Origin of the sequence: Hyphomicrobium facile (assembly GCF_900116175.1) — a bacterium.
GTDB lineage: Bacteria > Pseudomonadota > Alphaproteobacteria > Rhizobiales > Hyphomicrobiaceae > Hyphomicrobium_B > Hyphomicrobium_B facile.
In genome coordinates this window covers 904380-926039 of sequence record NZ_FPCH01000002.1, presented here as the reverse complement: position 1 = coordinate 926039, position 21660 = coordinate 904380, and the positions used below count along the sequence as shown (strand labels likewise).

Annotated in this window: 18 protein-coding genes; 9 read left to right on the top strand and 9 right to left on the bottom strand. The window is 59.1% G+C overall.

Features of this window, described 5'->3' with window-relative positions; genetic code table 11:
* Position 1 precedes the first annotated feature (1 nt).
* Positions 2–1549, bottom strand: a complete 1548-nt coding sequence (locus BM399_RS11230) for a cytochrome P450 family protein (protein WP_092867782.1) — start codon at positions 1547–1549, stop codon at positions 2–4.
* 400 nt (positions 1550–1949) lie between these two features.
* On the opposite strand from BM399_RS11230, the gene BM399_RS11225 reads away from it, so the two are divergent.
* The 4 genes from BM399_RS11225 (at position 1950) to BM399_RS11210 (ending at position 5654) form a co-directional block, all read left to right on the top strand.
* Complete coding sequence (locus tag BM399_RS11225; RefSeq protein ID WP_244531197.1) at positions 1950–2261, top strand: hypothetical protein; 312 nt, start codon at positions 1950–1952, stop codon at positions 2259–2261.
* Between the two features lie 113 nt (positions 2262–2374).
* Positions 2375–2944: an HdeD family acid-resistance protein gene (locus BM399_RS11220; RefSeq protein WP_092867781.1), complete on the top strand. Its 570-nt coding sequence runs from the start codon at positions 2375–2377 to the stop codon at positions 2942–2944.
* A gap of 456 nt (positions 2945–3400) precedes the next feature.
* Entirely contained in the window at positions 3401–5134 is a 1734-nt protein-coding gene (locus tag BM399_RS11215; RefSeq protein ID WP_092867780.1) for a globin-coupled sensor protein, read from the top strand.
* A 67-nt stretch (positions 5135–5201) separates the two neighbouring features.
* Entirely contained in the window at positions 5202–5654 is a 453-nt protein-coding gene (locus tag BM399_RS11210; RefSeq protein WP_092868185.1) for a chemotaxis protein CheW, read from the top strand.
* Here the strand turns inward: BM399_RS11210 and BM399_RS11205 are convergent.
* Entirely contained in the window at positions 5599–7422 is a 1824-nt protein-coding gene (locus tag BM399_RS11205) for a putative bifunctional diguanylate cyclase/phosphodiesterase (RefSeq protein ID WP_092867779.1), read from the bottom strand. The two genes, BM399_RS11210 and BM399_RS11205, sit on opposite strands and share 56 nt — an antisense overlap.
* A 329-nt stretch (positions 7423–7751) precedes the next feature.
* On the opposite strand from BM399_RS11205, the gene BM399_RS11200 reads away from it, so the two are divergent.
* Complete coding sequence (locus tag BM399_RS11200) at positions 7752–8285, top strand: MarR family winged helix-turn-helix transcriptional regulator (RefSeq protein ID WP_177228134.1); 534 nt, start codon at positions 7752–7754, stop codon at positions 8283–8285.
* A gap of 102 nt (positions 8286–8387) precedes the next feature.
* Here BM399_RS11200 and BM399_RS11195 read toward each other — a convergent pair whose 3' ends face one another.
* Positions 8388–8807 (bottom strand): CBS domain-containing protein, encoded by a 420-nt coding sequence (locus tag BM399_RS11195; protein ID WP_092867777.1) that lies wholly within the window; start codon positions 8805–8807, stop codon positions 8388–8390.
* Between the two features lie 242 nt (positions 8808–9049).
* The gene (locus BM399_RS11185; protein WP_092867775.1) at positions 9050–9268 is read right to left on the bottom strand and encodes a ChaB family protein; all 219 of its coding nucleotides are present in this window, start codon (positions 9266–9268) and stop codon (positions 9050–9052) included.
* 92 nt (positions 9269–9360) lie between these two features.
* Between BM399_RS11185 and BM399_RS11180 the strand changes: the two genes are divergently transcribed.
* Positions 9361–10167, top strand: a complete 807-nt coding sequence (locus BM399_RS11180; protein ID WP_092867774.1) for a ribonuclease HII — start codon at positions 9361–9363, stop codon at positions 10165–10167.
* Between the two features lie 52 nt (positions 10168–10219).
* On the opposite strand, the gene BM399_RS11175 is transcribed toward BM399_RS11180, so the two are convergent.
* The 5 genes from BM399_RS11175 to BM399_RS11155 form a co-directional block, all read right to left on the bottom strand.
* Positions 10220–11053 (bottom strand): ABC transporter permease, encoded by an 834-nt coding sequence (locus BM399_RS11175; RefSeq protein ID WP_092867773.1) that lies wholly within the window; start codon positions 11051–11053, stop codon positions 10220–10222.
* Positions 11053–11919 carry an ABC transporter permease gene (locus BM399_RS11170; RefSeq protein WP_092867772.1) on the bottom strand — a complete coding sequence of 289 codons (867 nt, stop codon included), beginning with the start codon at positions 11917–11919 and terminating at the stop codon, positions 11053–11055. The genes BM399_RS11175 and BM399_RS11170 overlap by 1 nt, the downstream gene beginning before the upstream one ends.
* A 102-nt stretch (positions 11920–12021) precedes the next feature.
* Positions 12022–13185, bottom strand: a complete 1164-nt coding sequence (locus tag BM399_RS11165) for a polyamine ABC transporter substrate-binding protein (RefSeq protein ID WP_092867771.1) — start codon at positions 13183–13185, stop codon at positions 12022–12024.
* Between the two features lie 18 nt (positions 13186–13203).
* Complete coding sequence (locus BM399_RS11160) at positions 13204–14292, bottom strand: ABC transporter ATP-binding protein (protein WP_092867770.1); 1089 nt, start codon at positions 14290–14292, stop codon at positions 13204–13206.
* Between the two features lie 272 nt (positions 14293–14564).
* Positions 14565–15911, bottom strand: coding sequence for a dicarboxylate/amino acid:cation symporter (locus tag BM399_RS11155; RefSeq protein WP_425284074.1), 1347 nt, complete (start codon positions 15909–15911; stop codon positions 14565–14567).
* 175 nt (positions 15912–16086) lie between these two features.
* Here BM399_RS11155 and BM399_RS11150 point away from each other — a divergent pair, with 175 nt between their 5' ends.
* The 3 genes from BM399_RS11150 to BM399_RS11140 all read left to right on the top strand — a co-directional run bounded on the left by BM399_RS11150 (position 16087) and on the right by BM399_RS11140 (position 21545).
* Positions 16087–16977, top strand: coding sequence for a bestrophin family protein (locus BM399_RS11150; protein WP_092867768.1), 891 nt, complete (start codon positions 16087–16089; stop codon positions 16975–16977).
* 179 nt (positions 16978–17156) lie between these two features.
* Positions 17157–20351 carry an efflux RND transporter permease subunit gene (locus BM399_RS11145; protein WP_092868184.1) on the top strand — a complete coding sequence of 1065 codons (3195 nt, stop codon included), beginning with the start codon at positions 17157–17159 and terminating at the stop codon, positions 20349–20351.
* Complete coding sequence (locus BM399_RS11140) at positions 20352–21545, top strand: efflux RND transporter periplasmic adaptor subunit (RefSeq protein WP_092867767.1); 1194 nt, start codon at positions 20352–20354, stop codon at positions 21543–21545.
* Positions 21546–21660: the final 115 nt, after the last annotated feature.

The window sequence follows — 21660 nt, the reverse complement described above, 5'->3', positions numbered from 1 at the left end:
GCTAGACCATCCTGGTAAACCCGACGTTGTCCGCGATGACCGTGGTGGGACCGATAGGAAGCGGTTCCGGATTGGCGACGTCCAGCTTTTGAAAATCGATCCGCTTCTTCCACACCTTCCGCAGAAAGTCCTCGAAGACTTGAATGGTCAGCTGCTCGCCGGGGCAGCGCCGATAGCCGAATCCAAACGGTGCAAAGCCTGCATGGTCGCACACAGGCAGCGGCTTGTTTTCTACGATGCCGTAGACCGTCCCAAACGCGCTGTTGTTTATGGTGGCCTTTCGGCCATCGCGAACTTCGAACGATGTCCTGTCGAACGGACATTTGGCAAAGCCAATTTGCTCGGATTTGGCTTCGTTGATCTGATGACTCGTCGGCGCGTCGATATACCGATCGGGGTCGAATTTATCGGGATTCTTCCACTGCACAGGATCGAAGCTCGTGTCCCAATGCGGGCTGACGACATACCCAAATCGCTGATAGGGCGGCGTCCTCACCTCGTTCATGGCCGAGATGCTTCCGCCGTTCGGCGTGATCGTGCGGAATAATTCCATGACGAACCGCTCGAGCGGTGTGAACGCGTTGCTCCCGGCGTTGTCGAAATCACCTTCCATCGTCTTCTTGAACCAGGCCTGAGTATTAGGATCGCCGCTGTCCTTCGCGAGCCTGAGCATGATGTTGTAAAGCGTGTTGCCCCATTGGCTCAGCGCCACGAAGTTGTGAAAGACTTCGAAGACGACATCTTGGTGCGCAAAATGTTCTCCGTCGCCGGCGTTCTTGATCCAATAGTAGGTGAACGTCTTCTCAGGATTGGCCGTTGCGCCGCTGTTGAGATCGGTGATCTTCTGGTCGATCCACGATTTCAGAAAGGCGAGGTTTTCACGCACGACCATGTAGTTGTCGTAGACGATCTTCTGCGTCGGATCGCGATACGCCAGAACGGTGTTGAAGCTCTCTCCGATCTGGCGAACTCTTGCCGGAACGGCGTCGCCCTTAACGCCCAGATGCAAATCCCAGTAGAGGTCGAAATACGTTTCGAGATACGGCCGCATGAGAGGCCGGTTCGCGTTGCGCTCGTCGAGCAGCTTGTCAAAGAAGGCGTCGACCTTCTCGCTGTACATCGGCCCATACAAATCGGGAGTCAGGGCCGACATGTAAATGCGCTTGCGGCGGTTATCTGGGCCTCGCTTTTCAAGTCCCTGAAGAAAGACGGTGACGCCGTCTTGCGGAGCAGGCTTCCAGCTTTCGCTCAGCAATCCCCAGAGGTCATAGGGAAGGGCGTTTTCCTTCGTGAATTTCACGTCGATCATCGGTAGATGCAGCCGCTCGCCCTGATATGTGCTCACGAGAAAATGTGGAACGATGACATTCTCGACGTACGCGGGATCGAACTGGGCTAGGTATTGCTTGCGCAATCGCGCGACGGCCGCCTCGATGTCACTGGGTGCAAGCGGTTGGCCGGCAGCCGGAGGAGATTGAGACGCGGCGGGCCGAGCAGCCAATCCGGTAGCAGCAGTCGCAGTGCCGACTAAGAAGGCTCTTCGTTCCATTTGAATACCTCGCGGTTGGGGAGACACCTCGTGAGAACAAGCGCGTGGATCGGCTAGAAATCTGGGAAGCGTAGGATTCGGTCAGTCGAGATGCGGTCAGTGCAGTTGGGCAGCCGCTCTAATTCGACGAAATAGTCTGACGAAAAAAGAGTCTCGTATAACGCGAGAATTACGCTCGCTGTTTTAATTTGCCAACCGCTCACTGGATTAACGCTAACAATTCGCCGCTATCAGCGATGCAGCCCGAGACGCGTGATTTGGAATGGTATGCGCTCCGCACTGATCAAAAATTATCGCGATTTTTAAATACAAACATAAGACAGCTTGCGTACATGGCGCGCTATGCTGTGAGTAGACGGGGGACGCTTGGAGGAATCGCCGATCACCAAGGAGTCCAGATATGATGAAGTACGTTATCGCTCCGGCATTCGCCGCACTTTGTTTATCCGCGGCGACAACACTGGCAATTGCCGAAGATCAGTCGACCACAGACAGAGCGCGCCACACGTTCGGCGAGGAAGGCAAGCTTCCGCCAGGTGGCGCAGTCAATAGTCGAGTTCCAGAAATGGGCGCTGGTACCGGCACAAGCTCGGGCACCACAGGCACGTCTCATAGAATGGGCGACGAAGGAAAACTTCCCGCCACGAACTCAATGAGCAACGAAGTGCCGAAAATGACTAGCCCGAAAAGCCCGGACACGCCGGACAAGTAGGATGTTATCGCGCTCCATTGAGTTCGTTCTTTGAAGAACGCGATCGGCGTTTCCTGCCGAGCAGGGACGCCGGTCGCGACCGGGCATTTTTTATTCGTTCGTAGGAGATAGCCATGACATTCAGGCCAACTCTAGAGTCTCATTCGGGAACAGAAACTCCAAGCTGGTGGGGAGCGATGCTTCTCGGCGCCGTATTCGTTGTGGCCGGCCTCTTTCTGTTGGGAGACGTCGTTGCCGCCACGGTGATTAGCGCTGTTGTCATCGGCATCGTGCTTCTCATCGCCGGTGTGTCAGAGGCAATCCAGGCATTCTCGGCACCGCATTGGCGTGGCTTCTTTCTCAGGATCCTCATCGGCGTTCTGTACGCCCTCTGCGGCCTGATGCTCGTAACCGATCCTGCACGCGCCTCCATCATACTCACTCTGGTATTCGCGCTGTCGCTCATCGCCTCTGGCGCCGTACGTATCGTCCAGGCGGTCGAGTACTGGCAATGGTTCGGTTGGCTGCTCCTGGTCTCGGGGATAGTCGGCATTGCAGCAGGCCTTGTCATTCTTTCAAAATGGCCGGTCAGCGGCTTGTGGGTTCTGGGCCTCGTGGTTGGAATCGACCTTTTGCTCCACGGTTTCTGGTGGATATCGCTCGGCAACCGTTTGCGTCACGAGCGAAGCGCCATTCCAGCCTAGGCGATCTCATACAAGCCGGGTGAGCGCGGTCCGGAAATTGAGCGGCGGATGTCAGTGCCTTCGACAAGGGCCACACTGGCCGCGGGGCGTCTCGGTCGCGCATGCAATGCGGCGCGGGTCCGTTGGACCGCACCGCGAATGGATTCGCGGGTTTGTGCGACTGCAGGTGCTTGCGCTCCCCTCTTTCCGCCTACTGTTAGTTTCGAATAAAAAGCATCTGATTGCGTAACGCGCAGGCTTCCATTTCAGGCGCAAACGAACGCCACCAAAATATTATCGATCCTCATTATCGGCACGCGCTCAAGGGCAAATCAGCGCACAATCCGTGTGCTGAGGCTAATCGACTGATGCGTGGCGAATTGTTGATGCACGGGGCGAGGGAAGCCACAAGGCAATAGAGCGCGATATCAGATTGAGAACTGCAAACGGACATTGGGCATAAACCCGGGGGGCGATATGAGTCACGGTGCGCATAACAACGCGGCTTCTGCAACTGATGGCGGGTTGGCCGAACGCATGTCCTTTATTCAACTCGACGAACAGAGATGCAAAAGCATCCGCAGTATTAAGCACATCATCGACCGCGAGCTGCCTGTGGCGCTCGGCATGTTTTACGAAACGATCCGCAAGACTCCCGAAACACGGAAATTCTTCAAAAGTGACACGCACATGGTTGCGGCCAAGACGGCCCAGGTCAACCACTGGGCAACCATAAGCAATGCGGATTTCGATGCGCGCTACGTTTCCAATGTGCGTAGAGTTGGCCAGACGCACGCCCGCATCGGTCTTGAGCCCCGGTGGTATATCGGCGGCTATGCGATCGTGGTCGAACACCTCATTCGTTCGGTCGTCAACGAGATGTGGCCCACCGGCTTTTCGCTTGGCCGGAAGAAAAACGACGCCGACGATGTCGGGCGATGCCTAGGCGCGCTCGTCAAGGCAATGATGCTCGACATGGATTTCTCCATTTCGGTCTATGCCGAGGCCGCCGAAGAAGCGAGACGCAAGTACGAGGAGGACGCCGAAGCCGAGCGCATTCGGACAGAGCAGGCGAGACGCGAGGCGGAGCGAAAGGCCGAAGAGGAGGCGATCGGACGCGAACGCGCCATGGTATCCAATTCAATTGGGGCCGCTGTCGCCAAACTCGCCGCAAAGGACCTGTCGTTCCGATTGACCGACGATCTTCCGGACGCCTATCGCAAGCTGCAGAGAGAATTCAATGCCGCTCTCGAGCAGTTCGATGTGACCTTGCAATCCGTCATCGCAAGCTCGCAGAAGATGACGTCGGGAACCCACGAGATAGCGGCGGCCGCCGACGACCTCTCTCGCCGCACGGAGCAGCAGGCGGCGAGCCTCGAAGAAACCGCGGCGGCTCTCGAAGAGATCACGATGACCGTCAAAAAGTCGTCGGAGGGCGCAGCCCATGCCCGCGATACGGCCGCAGCAGCCAAGAACGCCGCCGAATCGAGCCGCGAAGTCGTCCGCCAAGCGGTCGATGCGATGGGCAACATCGAGAAATCTTCAAGGCAGATAACTCAGATCATCAGTGTGATCGATGAAATCGCCTTTCAGACAAATCTGCTCGCTCTGAACGCGGGCGTCGAAGCCGCGCGCGCAGGCGACGCAGGACGCGGATTTGCTGTGGTTGCCTCTGAGGTTCGCGCGCTCGCGCAGCGTTCGGCCGAAGCCGCGAAGGAGATCAAGACGCTCATCTCGACATCGAGTGGGCAGGTCGAGCAGGGCGCACGCTACGTTTCCGAAAGCGGCAAGACTCTCGAGCAGATTATTTCCCACGTCGTCGGCATCAATCAGATGATCGCCGAAATCGCCGGCGCTTCTGAAGAGCAGGCCACCGGTCTGCAGCAAATCAACACCGCGATCACCAGCATGGATCAGACCACGCAGCAAAATGCGGCGATGGTGGAAGAAACGACGGCGGCTTGCCACTCGCTGACGGAGGAGACGAACCAGCTTTCAGACCTCATGAGCGAGTTCAAGGTCAATCAAAACTCGTCGATCATGGCGCTGAGGCAAACGTCGGCTCAAATGACGGCGGCCCGGCAATCGAGCATGAAGCCCGGGGCGGCAAAGTCGAGGCGCGACGCCCGGGCGACAGCTTTGAAAACGCCGTCCTCGCCTGGCGGTTCATCCGCGGCGCGCAAGCCTGATGAAGGATGGGAGGAATTTTAACTCTTCTCGACGCATGACCATGATTGATCGAAGTCCGATCCGAGGCTGAACAATGATCGAGAACCAAATGACTGAGGGAACAAAAACTCTCGAGGTTCTGGCGTTTCGCGTAGGCAACCAGGACTTCGGTATCGACGTGGTGGCGGTGCGGGAGATCCGTGGCTGGACACCGGCAACTCCGCTGCCCCATGCCCCGAGTTTCCTGTGCGGCGTGGTCAACCTACGTGGCATCGTGCTGCCAATAGTCGATCTCGCGGCCCGGCTGGGATTTTCGCCTGCCGAGCCAACCGCACGTCACGCCATCGTCGTCACTCAGCAGGGCGAGCAGGTGATCGGCCTGCTCGTTGATGGCGTTTCCGACATTCTGACGATTGATTTGGCGCAAGTTCAGCCTACGCCTGAAGTCGCCTCCGACATGGCCAAGTCGTTCGTGCGTGGCGTCATCCCGATCGACGGCCGCATGATCAGCCTTCTTGCTTTGAATACGGTGTTGCCGGCGGTGAATCAGCACGCCGCATAGCGGTCGCCTCTCGCCTCCACTTGATCGCGGCTAAGGCAGGCAGTGCGTCCTTGGGAACAGGAAGTCCGAAATAATATCCCTGTGCTTCTCTGCATCCGTTCTTCACGAGAAAGTCCAATTGGAAGCGGTTTTCGACGCCCTCCGCGAGAACCTCGAGGCGCAAGCTCCGGCCTAGGCCGATGATGGCCGCGGCAATGGCCTGCGCGGCACCTCCGGATTCCAAATCCGAAACGAAACTGCGGTCGATCTTGAGCTTGTCGATCGGCAGCTTTTGAAGATACGCCAACGACGAATAGCCGGTGCCGAAGTCGTCCACGGCGAGGCGCAATCCCAAGGCCTTTAAAGCATGAAGGATGGCCACAGGGGCTTTGCCTTGGCCCATGAGCGTGCCTTCGGTGATCTCGAGTTCGACGACGGAAGGGTTGAGATCGAATTCCTTCAGGATGCTTTGAAGCGTATCGACAAATCCGGCGTGGCGAAGCTGCTGAGCCGACACGTTGACGGCCATCGTCTTGAGGTCCGCACCGCCGGCAAGAAGCTCTTTCATATCGCGGCACGCGGTCCGAAGCACCCATTCGCCTAGAGGAACGATAAGTCCCGTCTCTTCGGCAGCCGGGATGAAATCCCCCGGCGGCACGACCTTGCCATCCGGAGTCTTCCAGCGGACGAGAGCCTCAAAACCCGTCACCCTGCCGCCGGGCATCGAAACGAGAGGCTGATAGTGGAGAATGAACTCTTCGCGCTCGAGCGCTTGCCGCAATTGCAGGTCGGCCGAAAGCCGTGTGTTGGCTGCTTCCGTCAGGCGGGTCGAGAAGAAGCGATACGTGCCCTTTCCGGCGCGCTTTGCGTGATAGAGCGCCGCGTCTGCGTACTGTATCAACGACGCGGCATCCCGCCCGTCATCTGGAAATAGGCTGATCCCGGCGCTCGCTCCGAGCCACACCTGCCGTCCTCCGGAAAGAAAATACGGCTGGCAGAGCTGATCTAAAATCCGGCTGACGAGATCGCCGAGCATTGAGCGTGGCGTCCCTTCGCAAAGCAACCCAAACTCGTCGCCGCCGAACCGGGCAACCATGTCCGAGGTTCGCACGCAGGATGAAAGGCGCTCGGCCGCACGTATCAAAACCTCGTCTCCGGCGGAATGCCCGAGGCTGTCGTTGACGAGTTTAAATCGGTCAAGACCGACGAAAATGACGGCCCCCGTTGACTGATTGGCGTGTGCTCGCGCGATTGCTTGATCAAGTCGCGACGCGAGAAGGCGCCGATTTGGAAGTCCGGTCAGGTCATCGTGTTGCGCACGGCGCTCGAGTTCCCGCTGCGATGATTTGATTGGAGTGAGGTCCGCGCTGCTGCCGACATAGTGCGTCAGCTGGCCATCCTCGGAACGGACGGCACTGATTGTGAGCAGCGCCGGATAAATGTCCCCGCTCTTCTTCCTGTTCCAAATCTCGCCATGCCAATAATCGTTTGCCTTGAGGCAATTCCACATGCCTTCATAAAACGACTTTGGATGCATGCCGGATTGAAGAACGCGCATGTTCTGGTTGCGGATATCGTCAGCCGAGTAGCCTGTTATCCGCGAGAATGCCGCATTAGCGCTGATGATGGTGCCGCTGGCATCGGTTATGATGACAGCTTCGTGCGTACACGAAAGGATCGTCGCGGCGAGTTCTTGCTCGACAGTAAGCTGTAGATCGCTCGGCAATGCGCCGGAGGAGAGAACGTTTCTATTCTTCTTATGGTGCTCTGTTCCGGGATCGAAGCTCATTTGGCAATTCCCACTGCAAGCAGTCCACGTGCAGTGTGAGAGTGATATGGTGAAGCAAATTCTAAATCGGCGAGCAATTTGCGTCGACGCTATCTATCGGCTGGACATATCGAACCAGCACGAAAGACGATGCTTTCGATGCGAAACAAGTTGCTTTCGTTGCGGCCAATTCGATCGCAGTTTCTTCTCCATATTTTTTGTTGACTTTTGGACGCAGGATTCGCGTATGAAGGCTGTGCTGGTTCGGGGGAAGAATGGTTGCGAAAGAGGTTGTTGACGTCCTTTTGCAGTTGAGTCGTGCGCTGCTTGCAGAAAACGACGGAGACCAATTGACGGCTGCACAGTGGATCGCCCTCCGCTATTTCTCGCGATCCAACGCGTACAGCCGTACCCTCACGGGGCTGGCTCAGTATCAGGCGACAACTGCGGGCACGGCCTCGCAGACGATCAAATATCTCGAACAAGCTGGCTACGTTGAGCGCGATATCTCTACACGCGATGCGCGAAGCTCGGTATTTACGATTACCGAAGCGGGACTTGCGGTCATGGAAGAAGACCCGCTCGCGCACCTCGGGCAGGAGATTGACGATCTAAGCGGCGCTGACTTGCTGCATCTTCGCGATGTTCTGCGCTATCTGTTGGCGAATATCGGCGGAGAGCAACCGCGCCGTCCCTTCGGTACGTGCAAGGACTGTGCATTCCTACTGACCCGCCAGGCGAGGGGACCGAACGCCGCCCGCAGCAATCAATATCTTTGCAAGCTTTTGAATTTTTATATCGCGGACTCCGAACTCAACTATCTCTGCAAAAACTTTCAGGCGTTGCGGGAATTTCAGAGCCCTATAAGTCGCGGCACGAGTTAATCGCAAGAACAAGCGCGATCTGACGGCGGCCAACCGGCGGAATCTCAATCATATGTGCCAAGCGTCGGCCGGTCGCGCAGCGTCGCGGGCCGGATGAGCCCATCATTGGTGATGAGCAGACACCGCAGAGATGACCTCGCCGGAAAGATCGCGAGGCACAGAGTGCGAAATATCACCAATACTCAACATCCCGACCATCCGCTTGTTGTCGTCTATGACGGGCAAGCGCCGGATTTGCTTCTCCTCCATGATGCGGAGTGCATCCTCGAGGTCCTCTTCCGCCTTGCAGTAGACGATGCCCTTGGTCATCACGCTTTCAGCGGTGAGCTTCGACGGATTCGAAGAGTCGGCAAGCCCTCGGCATATGATGTCGCGATCGGTCACCATGCCGACGAGCCGGTCGTTTTTCCCGACGGGCAGACAGCCGATATCGAGGTTTCTCATCATCTGCGCGATCTGGGTTAGCGGCGTTTCTGGGCTGACCCATTCCGCACCTTTGTGCATTGCCTCCATCACTTTCATGGCAGTAAACTCCCTTCATGCATCGAGTTTCTAAATCTCTTGATCGGCTGATCGCGCGTAATCGCCACGACGATGCGCCTCCTGGGCCGGAACTTGATTGAAGAACTGCCGAAACCGCGCATCGTTCATGGCAAACGCTAGCGTCTCGAACAATTGATCTCTCGATGTCCGCACCGGGAAGATGCATCGCGGCGTGTCGATCGGTTTTCCGGCGCGGCAGGCGTGGGAAAGAGAGCATGCGGTCAATCCACATCGCTTCGCGCAACCCAACGGGGCCCGACCTTCACGTAATCACGCTTGACGGCCGCCCAAGCTATGCGGTGCGCGGCTTCCTCCTGCCTCGGATCACCGACGTGCGCCTCGAACGCATGATTGAACGCGGCGCGATAAATATCCTGTGCGTGTTCAGGAAGGTGATCACGAACCGGCGGTGGCAGGCTATTATTGTTCGGATAAGGCATTTGAGACTTCTCCGGAGAACAAAACTTGACCGAAATTTGCAGCCAAATGACGCTAAACTCGTGGCCCTCGTTCTGAGTATGTTTATCTGGTTATGACCATCTCACTCGCCTACATACGACAGCGCTATTTGATCGAAGCGCAACCTCTTGATGCAGTCACCGAGTTGGCGCTCGCGGCTGACCCGCGGCCAGGCGCCAAAGCCATCTTGGATGCCATTGCGCGGCGCCGTTCTGCAAATCGCTCCGAGGGCCAGCGTCTTCGGAACTTGCTGCGGTACGAGAATGCGCTGTGGACGAAAGGCGTCGTGCACGTCGCCGGCGTCGACGAGGCGGGTATGAGCCCTCTCGCAGGCCCTGTCGCTGCAGCTGCCGTAATTTTCAAACCCGGCTCGCGGATCCCTGGCATCGATGACTCGAAGAAGCTCAGCGCTGCGGCCCGTGGCCGGCTTGCCGTGCAAATCAAGGAGTCCGCTCTCGCTTGGTCGGTAGGCTTCGCCGAGGTCGCCGAAATCGATTCAATAAATATCTACTGGGCTGGCATCCTCGCGATGCGCCGCGCCGTCGAAGGGCTTCAATCGGCTCCCGAGCATCTTCTGATCGATGCGCGGCGTATCAAGGAAATCGATGTCGATCAGCAGGCCATCGTCGGGGGCGATGCGAAAAGTCTGACGATCGCCGCGGCATCCATTCTCGCCAAGACGGCACGGGATGAGTTGATGGAAAAGCTCGACGCCGAACACCCGGGTTACGGCTTTTCGAAACACAAGGGCTATCCGGTTCGCGAGCACCTCGCTGCTCTCAAGAGGCTGGGCGCTTGCCCCATCCATCGCCGTTCATTCGCGCCGGTGAGAGAAGTGCTCGGTCTGGCTGATCTTCCTGCGTCAGTTCCATCGAGTTAGGCGAGGGCGCCGCAGAGAGCCACGTAAGTATGGTTCGCGGCCGGGCTGAGCCTCAGGCTTTCTGAGCCACATCGCCGGATTTGAGCTTCTTCTCGCGCGTCAGGAAGCGGGCCATGACGATGAGGACGAGCGAGGCGACGAGAACGATCGTTGCGATGGCATTGATCTCGGGCGTGATACCGCGCCTGATCGAGGCGAAAACATACATTGGCAGCGTTGTTTTTGAGCCGGCCACAAAGAACGCGATGATGAAATCGTCGAAGGAAAATGTGAAGGCGAGCAGAAACCCGGCAAGGATGGACGGAGCGATCTGCGGAAGCACGATCTCCCGGAAGGTTGTCAGCGGGGTCGCGTAGAGGTCGCTCGACGCGTCGATGATGTCCCGGCCGAGGCTCGCGAGGCGCGCCCTCACGATCATCGTAACGAGAGCCATGGTGAACAGCCCATGCGCCGCGACGATAGAACCATAGCCGAGGCCAAGCTTCGGTGGATCGGTACCGGGCCAGACGGCTGCGATCGCGGGATTCAAAAACGAGAACAGCTCGACAAGCGCGACCAGCGTGGCGATGCCGATGACGACGCCCGGTACAACGATGGCCGCCGAAAGGAGGCCATCGAAGACGGCTCTCGTCCGTTGACCGAGGCGCTCTAGGCCGATCGCCGCCATGGTGCCAAAAATCGCGGCAAGGCTCGCGCTGGTGAAGGCGACAATGAGACTGGTTTGAAGGGCATCCATGAGAAATGGATTGGAAAGCGCCCGGCCGTACCATTGCGTCGAGAAGCCGACGAGCTCGCTCGCGTTGCGGCCCGAATTGAACGAGAACAGCACCACCAGTGCAATCGGCGCGTAGAGGAACAGATACAGGGCGAAAACCAGAGCACGCATCAGATCAGATCCACCTGACGTGAGCCGGAGACACGCCACGCGATGCGCATGGCCACCAGAAGCACCGCGACGACGACCACGACAAGCGTGACGGCAATGGCCGATCCGAACGGCCAATTACGCGATTGCAGGAAAAGGTCGACCAGCGCATTGCCGATAAAGAAAACCTTGCCTCCCCCGAGGAGCTGAGGGATCAGATATTCGCCGAGCAGGAGGATCGTGACCAGCGCGACCCCCGTCATCACGCCCGGCAGCGACAACGGCAGCGTGACACCGAAAAAGGTCGAGAGGGGCGTTGCGCCAAGATCGGCCGAGGCATCGAGCAAACGCCGGTCGAGCTTTTCGAGACTGACGTAGATCGGCAGGATCATCAGCGGCAGGTAGCCGTAGACGATGCCGAGCAGCACCGCGCCCGGCGTGTTCAGAAGCCGCACATCGTCGATGCCCGCGAGTTCGAAAAGATGAGGAATTCCACGCGCGCCAAGGAGATACATCCAGGCATAGGTGCGCACGAGCATGCTCGTCCAGAACGGTATGACGATCAGCGAAATGAGGAACATTCGGTATTTCTGATCGGCCTTGATCGCCAGATAATACGCGACCGGATAGGCGATCAGCAGACAGGCGAGGGCTCCGATCGGAGCGAGCGTCAGCGTATTTGTAAAGGCTGCGGAGCGGGCTCCGAGATTGGCGAACTGCGCAAGAGTGAAAGCAGGTTGATAGCCGCCCTCCGGTGCCCGCTCGCCGAATGCAAATATGACGACGGCGGTGAAGGGCAGCACGAGAAAAGTAAATAGCCAAACCGCTGCTGGCCCAACCAGGGCCGCGGTCACCAACCTTCGCTTGTTCTCGGCTGAAACCGCCATGTGATCTTGGCTTTCGGGAAGTGCTTTCCCTGAGGCCGTCCGGTTCTCGCTGGGATGGCGAGGACCGGACTGTGGTCTCAAAGGCAACTAGGTCGGGCTTGCTCAGGCGGACTTGAAGCGCGCCATCAGCTCGGCCCGGCCGGGGTCGGTCAGCGTCACGGCAGCGCCGAATTCGAGCGGCGTCAACGCGGCTTCATCCGGATAGACGATTTTGTTCGACACGATATCTTTGGGCAGCAGCGAGATCACGCGGCTGTCGGTGGTTGGAGCGCCGTTGGCGATATGCTCCTTCACCGCGTTCTGCGGATCCATAAGGTAATTGAGCAGCGCATAGCCTGCCGCCTTGTTCGGGGCATCCTTGGGGATAGCGTAGTAATCCGTCCAGATCTCGCCGCCGTCCGTACCCAGAATGTACGCGATAGCCGGTACGTCGCGATTGAGCTGCGCGCCGTCGTTGGTCCAGCACATGGTCATCCAGGCATCGGTCGCGCGCATGCCGGGTTGGTAGTCGCTGTTGATCGCGAATAGATGCGGCTTGACCTTGATGAGCAGTTCTTCCGCCTTGGCGAGCTCGTCGGCTTTGATCGAGTTGAAGCCATAGCCAAGCGCCACAAGCGCACTGCCGATCGTGGTGAGCTGGTAATCGTGCACCATGGCGCGATGATCGGCTTCGGTCTGAGCAACCTCGAAGAAATCCTTCCAGGTCTTCATCGGCGTCTTGATCTTGGAGGTGTTGACGGCAAAGCCCGTGGTGCCCCAGTTCTTCGGCAGGGCGTAGGTCTTCCCGTCGATCTGCCCTTCCTTGGTGAAGCGCGGGTTCTCGGTCGCCGCACTGAAGTTCGGCAGCTTCGACAGTTCGAGTTCGTCGATCAGGCCCAGCTTGTGATAGGTCGAAATCGTGTAGTTGGTCGGTACGAAGAGCGACCAGCCGGTAGCGCCGGCCTGCAGCTTGGCCAACATCTCTTCGTTCGAACCGAAGACATTGACCTCGACCGCGACGCCGGTCGCGGCCTTGAAGTTTTCGAATGTCGCCGGATCGTGGTAGTTCGGCCATGTGGCGATCGACATCTTCGTGCCAAGGTCTTCCGCTGCATATGCGGCGGTCGAAAACGCGCCTGGGCTACGCGCCATCACAGCTGTTGCAAGGCCGAGACCGGTAACGCCCAGGAAGTGGCGCCGGGTCACCGAGCCACGCTTGAAGCGCATGAACTCGTGCATGAAGTCGTCGGGCGAGATCGGCAGGTTTTCCCTGTGCTTCTTGGTCATGTGCGTGTTCCCTTCTGGTCAGGCGGTGCTTGAAACAGGAAAGAGATGAGCAGTGGTGGGATCGAAGCCGAGGAAGACCGTCTGCCCCGGCTCGACAAGTTCGCTTTCGTGAAGGTTGCGGCGGTCGGACGTGATCAGGAAGTCGCCGAGGCCCGGAACGGCGACTGAATACTCGGCCGTCGAGCCAAGGAATATCCGGTTTGTCACGGTGCCCTGGAACCCGGTGGCCCCAGGCTTGGCATGGCGATCGACACGAATGGCTTCAGGGCGAATGGCCAGGATCGCATCGCCAGCCGCCAGGCCGCGCCGCTCACCGACGTTGAGTGCCGAGCCGTCCGCGAGCCGCAAGGTTCGGCCGTCGGCTTCAAGCATCGCCGTGACGCGATTGGTCTTGCCGACGAAATCCGCCACGAACAGGTCGGTCGGGCGGTCGTAAACCTCCTGCGGAGTACCGAGCTGCCTGATGCTGCCGGTATTCATCACGCAAACCAGGTCCGCCATCGACAAGGCTTCCTCCTGGTCGTGCGTGACGAGGACGAAGGTGATGCCGAGTTCGCGCTGCAGTGTCTGCAACTCGATCTGCATGGCGGTTCTGAGCTTTCTGTCGAGCGCCGCCAGCGGTTCGTCGAGCAAGAGAACGGCGGGCTTGTTCACAATGGCCCGCGCCAGCGCAACCCGCTGCTGCTGGCCGCCGGATAGCTCATGGACGCGCCGCTGCGCGAAGCCGCCAAGGCGCACCATCTCCAGCGCCAGGGCCACCTTCCGTGCAATCTCGGATGCCTCGATGCGAGGGCGCATCTGCTTCAGGCCGTAGCCGACGTTCTGCTCGACATTGAGGTGCGGAAACAAAGCGTAGTGCTGGAACACCATGTTGACGGGCCGGCGGTACGGCGCGATGCCGTTCATTTCCCGTCCGCTGATCAATACCGTACCGGAGGTGGGCTGCTCGAAGCCCCCGATCATCCTTAGGCACGTCGTCTTCCCACAACCCGAAGGGCCGAGGAGCGCGAGAAACGCCCCCTTCGGCACTTGCAGATCGACATCCGAAACCGCCGTTACGGCACCATAGTTCTTGGTGACCGAACGGAACTCAATGTCATTGTGCAAACAGGATTCCCGGTCTGTATCCTTAACCCCAGTGGTGTGGCGAGTGGCGTGGCGATCGATCTTAGTAGTGAATGAAGTTTCCTGACAGATAAAGCAAAGCGGCCCAGTTACCGCAATGGCAATTTTTCGCCAACACCCGGAGGTGAGCCCTTGACTGGAACCACATTGTGATCCGGCCGCCTGATCCGCAGGCACAATGATCAATCGTCAATCCAAGCAAGGGACTTGTTGCCAAACCCCATCCGGACTTGGGGCCCCTTGCCTTGCCGGGATTACGACACTCGGGACGGCTCAAGGCCCTGGCCGTCCTGGTTCACGCTCGGCCCTGCGTGTCGATCAAGCTCGGCATGCATCCGTTCGAGATCGAGCGCTCCCTCCATCTTCGCGACGACGACCGTCGCAACTCCGTTGCCGATGAGGTTGGTCAATGCGCGCGCTTCCGACATGAAGCGATCGATGCCGAGTATGATCGCCATCGCGGTCACGTCTATCGTACCGCTAGCGGCAAGCGTCGCCGCGAGCACGATGAAGCCCGATCCCGTAACCCCGGCGGCGCCCTTCGACGTCAGCAGCAGGACTCCGAGAATGCCGAGCTGTTGCGCCAACGATAGATCGACATTGGTCGCCTGCGCGAGGAACAGCGTTGCCATCGTCAGGTAGATGCAGGTGCCATCCAGATTGAAGGCATAGCCTGTCGGGATGACGAGCCCGACGATGGACTCATCGCAACCAAGCCGCTTCATCCGAGCGATCATCCTGGGCAGAACAGACTCGGAGGATGAGGTGCCAAGCACGATCAGCAGCTCATCCTTGATGTAGCGGATGAACTTGAAGATGCTGAATCCCGCGAACCAGGAAATTGAACCCAGAACGAAAACGATGAAAATGATGCACGTCAGATAGAACGTGCCCATCAAGGCTGCGAGGGAGCCGAGGGCCGAAACGCCGTATTTCCCGATCGTGAAGGCCATGGCGCCGAAAGCGCCGATGGGCGCCGCCTTCATGATGATGCCGACGATGCCGAAGAGCACATGCGAAGTCTGGTCGACGAGATCGAGCACAAGCTTGCCGCGTTGGCCCATGGCCTGGAGCGCGAAGGCGAACAGCAGCGCAAAGAACAGGATCTGCAGAATGTTGCCGTCGACGAAGGCGCTGAGGGCGGTCTTCGGAATAATATCGAGCAGGAACTCGACGGTGCCTTCCGCCTGCGCCTTGGTGACGTAACTCGCCACCGCGGAAGCATCGAGCTGGCTCGGATCTACATTCATGCCCGCGCCTGGGCGAACGATATTCGCGACGGTCATGCCGATGATGAGCGCCAGCGTCGTCACGATCTCGAAGTAGACGAGTGCCTTTATACCCGCACTGCCGACGGCCTTCAGGTTCGACATCGACGCGATGCCATGCACCACCGTGCAGAAGATGACCGGCGCGATGATCATCTTAATGAGCTTGATGAAAGCGTCCCCGAGCGGCTTCATCTGTACCCCGATATCGGGATAAAAGTGACCCAGCAGAACGCCGGCTACGATGGCACTCAGCACCTGCACGTAGAGGTGGGAATAGAAAGGCCTATTGGACGAAGCCTCAGGCAGCTCATCGCCTGGCGGCGCAGTCAGCAACATCGTTTCGAACTCCCCCAAAGGCTTTGGATTTTCGGGGAGTATAGGCCAAGTTCCGGCCGATGAGTCGAATCGGCACGTCCGCGCGCCGGGAAATGTTCTAAACACAGACACGGATCCATGCGGCCGCTAGGTCTCTCGCGACAAGCTTGCCATCCAAGGAGAAATTGCTTTGATCGTCAGACCGAAAGCATCGTTGTTCGATATTCTTTTCGCGGTTCGCGGTTCGATCGCGGGCCGGGTCGCTTGGCGATGCCTGTTCATTACAGTGTTGGCGTGTTTGGTCGTCTACGTCGGCAATTTTCACTTCGAGCCGCTATCGCATCTCGGCACAGCCCCGTTTGGTCTGATTGGGATCGCGATATCCGTATTCATGAGTTTCAGGAACAGTGCGGCTTACGATCGCTGGTGGGAGGGACGCAAGCAGTGGGGTGAGCTTCTGGTGCAGGTCCGGTCGCTCAGCCGAGAATTGTCGGATTTAGACGATGAGGCCAAGAAACGCATTTTCGTCCCGCTGATAGCCTTCGTGCACGCTCTTTCGGCGCGCCTTCGCGATGAAGATGAGATTGCCGCAGCGCGGACTTGGGGGATAATCCCCTCAGCTGGTCCGAACGTCTGCGATGCCATTCTCAGGCAGATTGGAGCCGAGCTCCTCGCTCTCAACAAAACAGGGGTTCTCTCGGACTGGCGGTATACATCTGTCGCTACCCGCATGAATGCAATTTCCAATGTGCAAGCAGCCTGTGAACGCATCAAGACAACGCCGTTGCCATTTGCCTACACACTCCTCATTCATCGAACGGTTTATCTGTTTTGCGCCCTGCTGCCGTTCGCTCTTGCGCCGCAGCTTGGTTGGGGCACGCCAGTCATCGTCGCATTCATCAGCTATACGTTCTTCGGCCTGGATGCGATCGGCGATGATTTGGCCGAACCCTTCGGATCGGCCGACAACAGCCTTCCTATTCGGGCGCTGGTCAGGACGATGGAGCGAGAGACAATGGACTTTCTCGGCATGGGTCCGTTGCCCGATGAACTACAGCCCGTCGGCTATGTTTTGTTGTGAGCTGCCGCGCCTGACCGGTCAGCAAATGGCACGTTGAAGTTTACCGCCGAAAATGACGCAGCCGCTCCAAGTCCTGAGATTACGAACTTAAGCTTGGCTTAAGGTACACCGGATTGGAGAGGCATGGGGGATGCTGCACGGGGTTGCTGCCCTGGAAAATCGTCAGAGGGCAGGAACGCATGTGGATTGTTCGTTACGCGATCAGCCATCGCCACAGCATCGGGGTGCTCGCCATGCTTCTGCTGCTTGTCGGCGGTATGGCTGCCCGGCGCATGTCGACCGACATTCTCCCCGCGGTCAACATTCCAGCGATCAACGTCATCTGGACGTATCCGGGACTCAATCCGCAAGAGATGGCGAGCAAGCTGACCTCCTTCAGCGAACTCGCGATCATGAACAACGTCGATAATCTTCGCGAGGTCCGCTCCGAAACGATCAACGGCGTCGCAATCATCCGGGTTTCTTTTCAGCCGGGCACCGATGTGACCAATGCGTTCGCTCAGGTGACATCGGTGAGCCAAACCATTCTTAGGCGCATGCCGCCGGGAACGAGCCCGCCGTTGATCGTGCCTTATGTTCCTTCCAGCGTGCCGATCCTACAACTCGTACTCGCTTCCGATACGCTGTCGGACGGCGCGCTCTACGATTATGCGCGGCTTCAACTCCGCGCGCAGATTCAGTCCATCCCCGGCATCCGGCTGACGCTGCCCTATGGCGGCGCGTCGCGCCAAGTCATGATCGATCTGAAGCCGGAGGCGTTGCAAGCCTATGGCATTTCGCCGAGCGAGGTCGCGCGGGCAACGGCCACGCAGAACCTGACGCTTCCATCCGGCGCGCTGCGTATCGATACTCGCGAAATTGCCATCACGACGAACGCGAGCCCCGAGCAGGTCGCGAGTTTCGCCGATCTTCCGTTGCGGTCCGTGGATGGCCGCGTGATCCGCGTCTCCGATGTGGCGAGCGTACGAGACGGACAGGCCGTGCAGACGAATATCGCCCGCCTTGACGGACAAAACGCCGTCATTGTCTCGATTTTGAAGCTTGGAGATGCGTCGACCCTCGGCATCGTCCAGCAGATCAAGCAACGCATGGGAGAGCTGCAGGCAGCGGCGCCCGAGGGCGTGACGATCGCGCCGGTATTCGATCAGTCGCTATTCGTTAGCCGCGCGATCGATAACGTTGCGATCGAGGCAATCATCGTCGGCCTTCTGGTGGCCTTTGTGGTCCTGGTGTTCCTAGGGAGCTGGCGGTCGTCGCTGATCGTTCTCACGTCCATCCCGCTGGCGCTTCTTGCCTCCGTCGCAGGGCTGGCTCTGACCGGCAATACGTTCAACCTGATGACGCTCGGCGGCTTGATGCTGGCCATCGGCATCCTGGTGGACAATGCGCTCGTTGAGATCGAGAACATCAACCGGAACCTCGAAGCAGGACTTCCGTTGCGAGATGCAATCCTGAAGAGCGCCGGCGAGGTCGTGTTTCCGGAATTTGTCTCGACCGTTGCGATCTGCATCGTCTTCTCGCCGCTCTTCCTGCTGACGGGCATCGCGGCGTTCGTCTTCGTTCCGTTGGCGCTCGCCGTCGTGTTCGCGATGGCGGCATCCTTCATACTATCGAGAACTCTGGTGCCGTCACTCGCTTCGCTCATGCTGAGCGCGCATGACCCGCATCAGCCCCATCATCCTGGCCTCGCTTCACGCGCCGTTGAAGGCAGCCTCGCCTGCCTCGAACGGCGAATAACGCGCATCGCGAAGTTTTTGCTTGGCTGGAAAGTCTTTCCCGTTGCGGGCCTTGTCTTCGCACTCGCACTCGGTACGTTCGCTGGCACGAACGTCGGCCGTGAGTTCTTTCCGGAAGCCGATGCCGGCATGATCAGGCTCTATGTCCGCGCGCAAACCGGACTGAGACTTGAAGAAACCGCGCGCAAGTTCGCCGACGTGCAGCACGAGATTCGCAGCATCATTCCCGAAGGCGAAGTCGGCTTCATTGCCGAGACCATCGGCAGTCCGGAGCCGATCAATCTCGCGTGGGTTGAAAGCGGCGTCATCGGCTCCTTCGACGGCGAGATCCTCGTGCAGCTTGCCGGTGCGCACGCGCCGACCGCAGGATACGTCAGCCAAATTCGCCAGAAACTCAAAGAGCGCTTCCCTGAACTGGCGTTTTATTTCCGTCCGGCGGACGCGACGGCTCAGACGCTCGCGGCCGGCACCCAGACCGCGATCGAGGTGCGCGTGATTGGACGCGACGTTGCCGGCAACGCCGAGATCGCTCGGGATCTAACGGCGCGCATGAAGGAGATTCCCGGCGCAGTCGATGTCACGCCACGACAAGTGCGCGACCTGCCGTCCTATTACCTCGAAATCGACCGGGTGCGCGCCCTGCAGCTCGGTGTAACGCCGCAGGATGCAGCGACGGCGTTGTTGGCTGTTCTCGGCGCCTCCGGAACCGTGTCGCCGAACTTCTGGAGCGATCCCAGTCAGGGCATGTCGTATACGGTTCAGGTCGTCGCGCCGCCCGCAAATCTCAGCTCGTTGGAGCAGCTGCTCAATACGCCTGTGAAAACTGCGATCAACGGCCAGCAGGTCACGCTCAGATCGTTTGCCTCCCTGCAGCTTAGAACATTGGCGGCCAACATCGACCGCGTCACCTTGCAACCCATGACGACCCTGTTGGCCAACACCGAGGGGCGCGATCTCGGCGGCGTCTACCAAGACGTGGGACACGCGGTGGACGCGGTGAGGCCGCGCCTGAAGCCCGGCAATCGTATCGAAATCGCCGGTCAGGCTCAGTCGATGGCGCAGGCCTACGGCGAGATGATTTCCGGTCTCATGATGGCGGCAGTGTTCGTCTATCTCGTGATGGTCGTGAATTTCCAATCGTGGCTGATGCCGCTGATCGCCATGGGCGGTCTGCCGGTTGCTATTTCCGGGGCAATGTTTGCGCTCTACGTGACGGGCACACCGCTTTCTGTTCCGGCTCTTACGGGGCTCATCATGGTCATCGGCGTTTCGACGGCAAACAGCGTGCTGGTCACGAGCTTCGCGCGCGATCGCTTGCATGAGGGCGAAACGCCCGCTCAGGCGGCGCTCGATGCCGTGCGAACGCGGCTGAGGCCAGTGCTGATGACGGCGACGGCGATGATCGTCGGCATTCTCCCGATGGCGCTCGGGTTCGGCGAAGGTGGAGAACAGAATGCGCCGCTCGGGCGCGCTGTTGTTGGCGGGCTCTTGTTTGGGACGGGCGCCACGTTGACGTTCGTGCCGTTTCTCTTCGCGACGCTGATCTCGTTACGTCAACGCCGAACGAGAAATCGGCCCGTCGCTGATGCGGACAGTGGCGCTTCCTTATCCATCGCGAAAAGTGCAGGAGCACATTGAATGGCCCCGAAGAAGTTTATCGCCGCGACCATTCTCCTTGCCTCCTGCGCAGGCGTTGGCGTCTGGATGTCCCGGGAGGGCGGCGCTGGCTTCCTCGCGGAGGCCAAGAGACTGGTCGGTTTGGGACGTGCGGCTGAAGCTGCCAATGGCGCCTCGCGCGACGGAAAAGGCCCAGCCCTCCGCTCGGTCCGTATCGTCAAACCCGAGCCCGCTGCCGAGACATCCACGCTCACACTGTCTGCGCGGACTGCGCCCGCAGAGCAGGCCTACATCCTATCGCGCGTGAGCGGCGTCGTCGCCGAGCGGAAAGTCGACATCGGCGATCGCGTGGAAGCAGGTGACGTGCTCTTGCGCATCGACGCGCCGGAGGTTGATCAGGAGCTGATGCGGTCCCGCGCGGCTGTCCGCCAGATCGAAGCACGGCTTACCCTCGCAACATTGGAATTCGAGCGTGCAGAGGTCCTGACGCCGAAAGGGCATGTCTCGGTGCAGATACGCGATGAGCGGTTTGCAGCAAAGTTGACGGCCGAGGCAGATCTTGCAGCGGCGCACGCCGAGGTGAAACGGCTCGAGGAAATTCAGAGTTTCCAGACCGTGCGCGCACCCTTCGCCGGCACGATCATCGCGCGCCAGGTTGAGCGCGGCAACAAGGTTACGGCCAATCAAACCCAATCCGAAGGCTATCTGCTTCGGATCGGTCGGCTCGACGAACTGAGGCTTGAAATTGACGTCCCGCAATCGTCCTCGCTCAAGGTCGGCGCGGGGACTCGTGCTCGCGTCGCGTTTGCGGAGTTGCCCGGCGAAACGTTTGCCGCCAGCGTCGGGCGTGCGTCGGGTCTCATCGATCCGTCCTCGGGCACTATGCGGGTGGAATTTCTCATGCCGAATCCTGAGCGGCGCATCCCCGCCGGATTGATCGGCCAAGTGAAGATTGATGTGAGTGACGCCAAGGGTTCCGTGCTGGTGCCGACCAACGCGATCGTTACGCGCGCAGGTCGTCAGGCGGTTATCGTCGTCGACAATCAGGGCGTGGTGCGCGTCAAGCCGATTGTCGTCGATCGCGATCTGGGCGAGCGCGTCGTCGTTACGTCAGGGCTGACTACCGGAGATCGTGTTGTTATCAGTCCGAATGCGCTTTTGCGGGAGGGTGATAAGGTCGATGTCCAAGTGACAAAGAGCCAAGGTGTCAGCTGATGTCGCGTTTCGCGCGGAGGGTAGAAAACGTCGCAGATCTTTCGCTTCTTAAGCCAGCCTTAAGCGGCGTCTAACTGATGCCATGATGATGGTCTTGCCGGGACCTTGGCGAGCG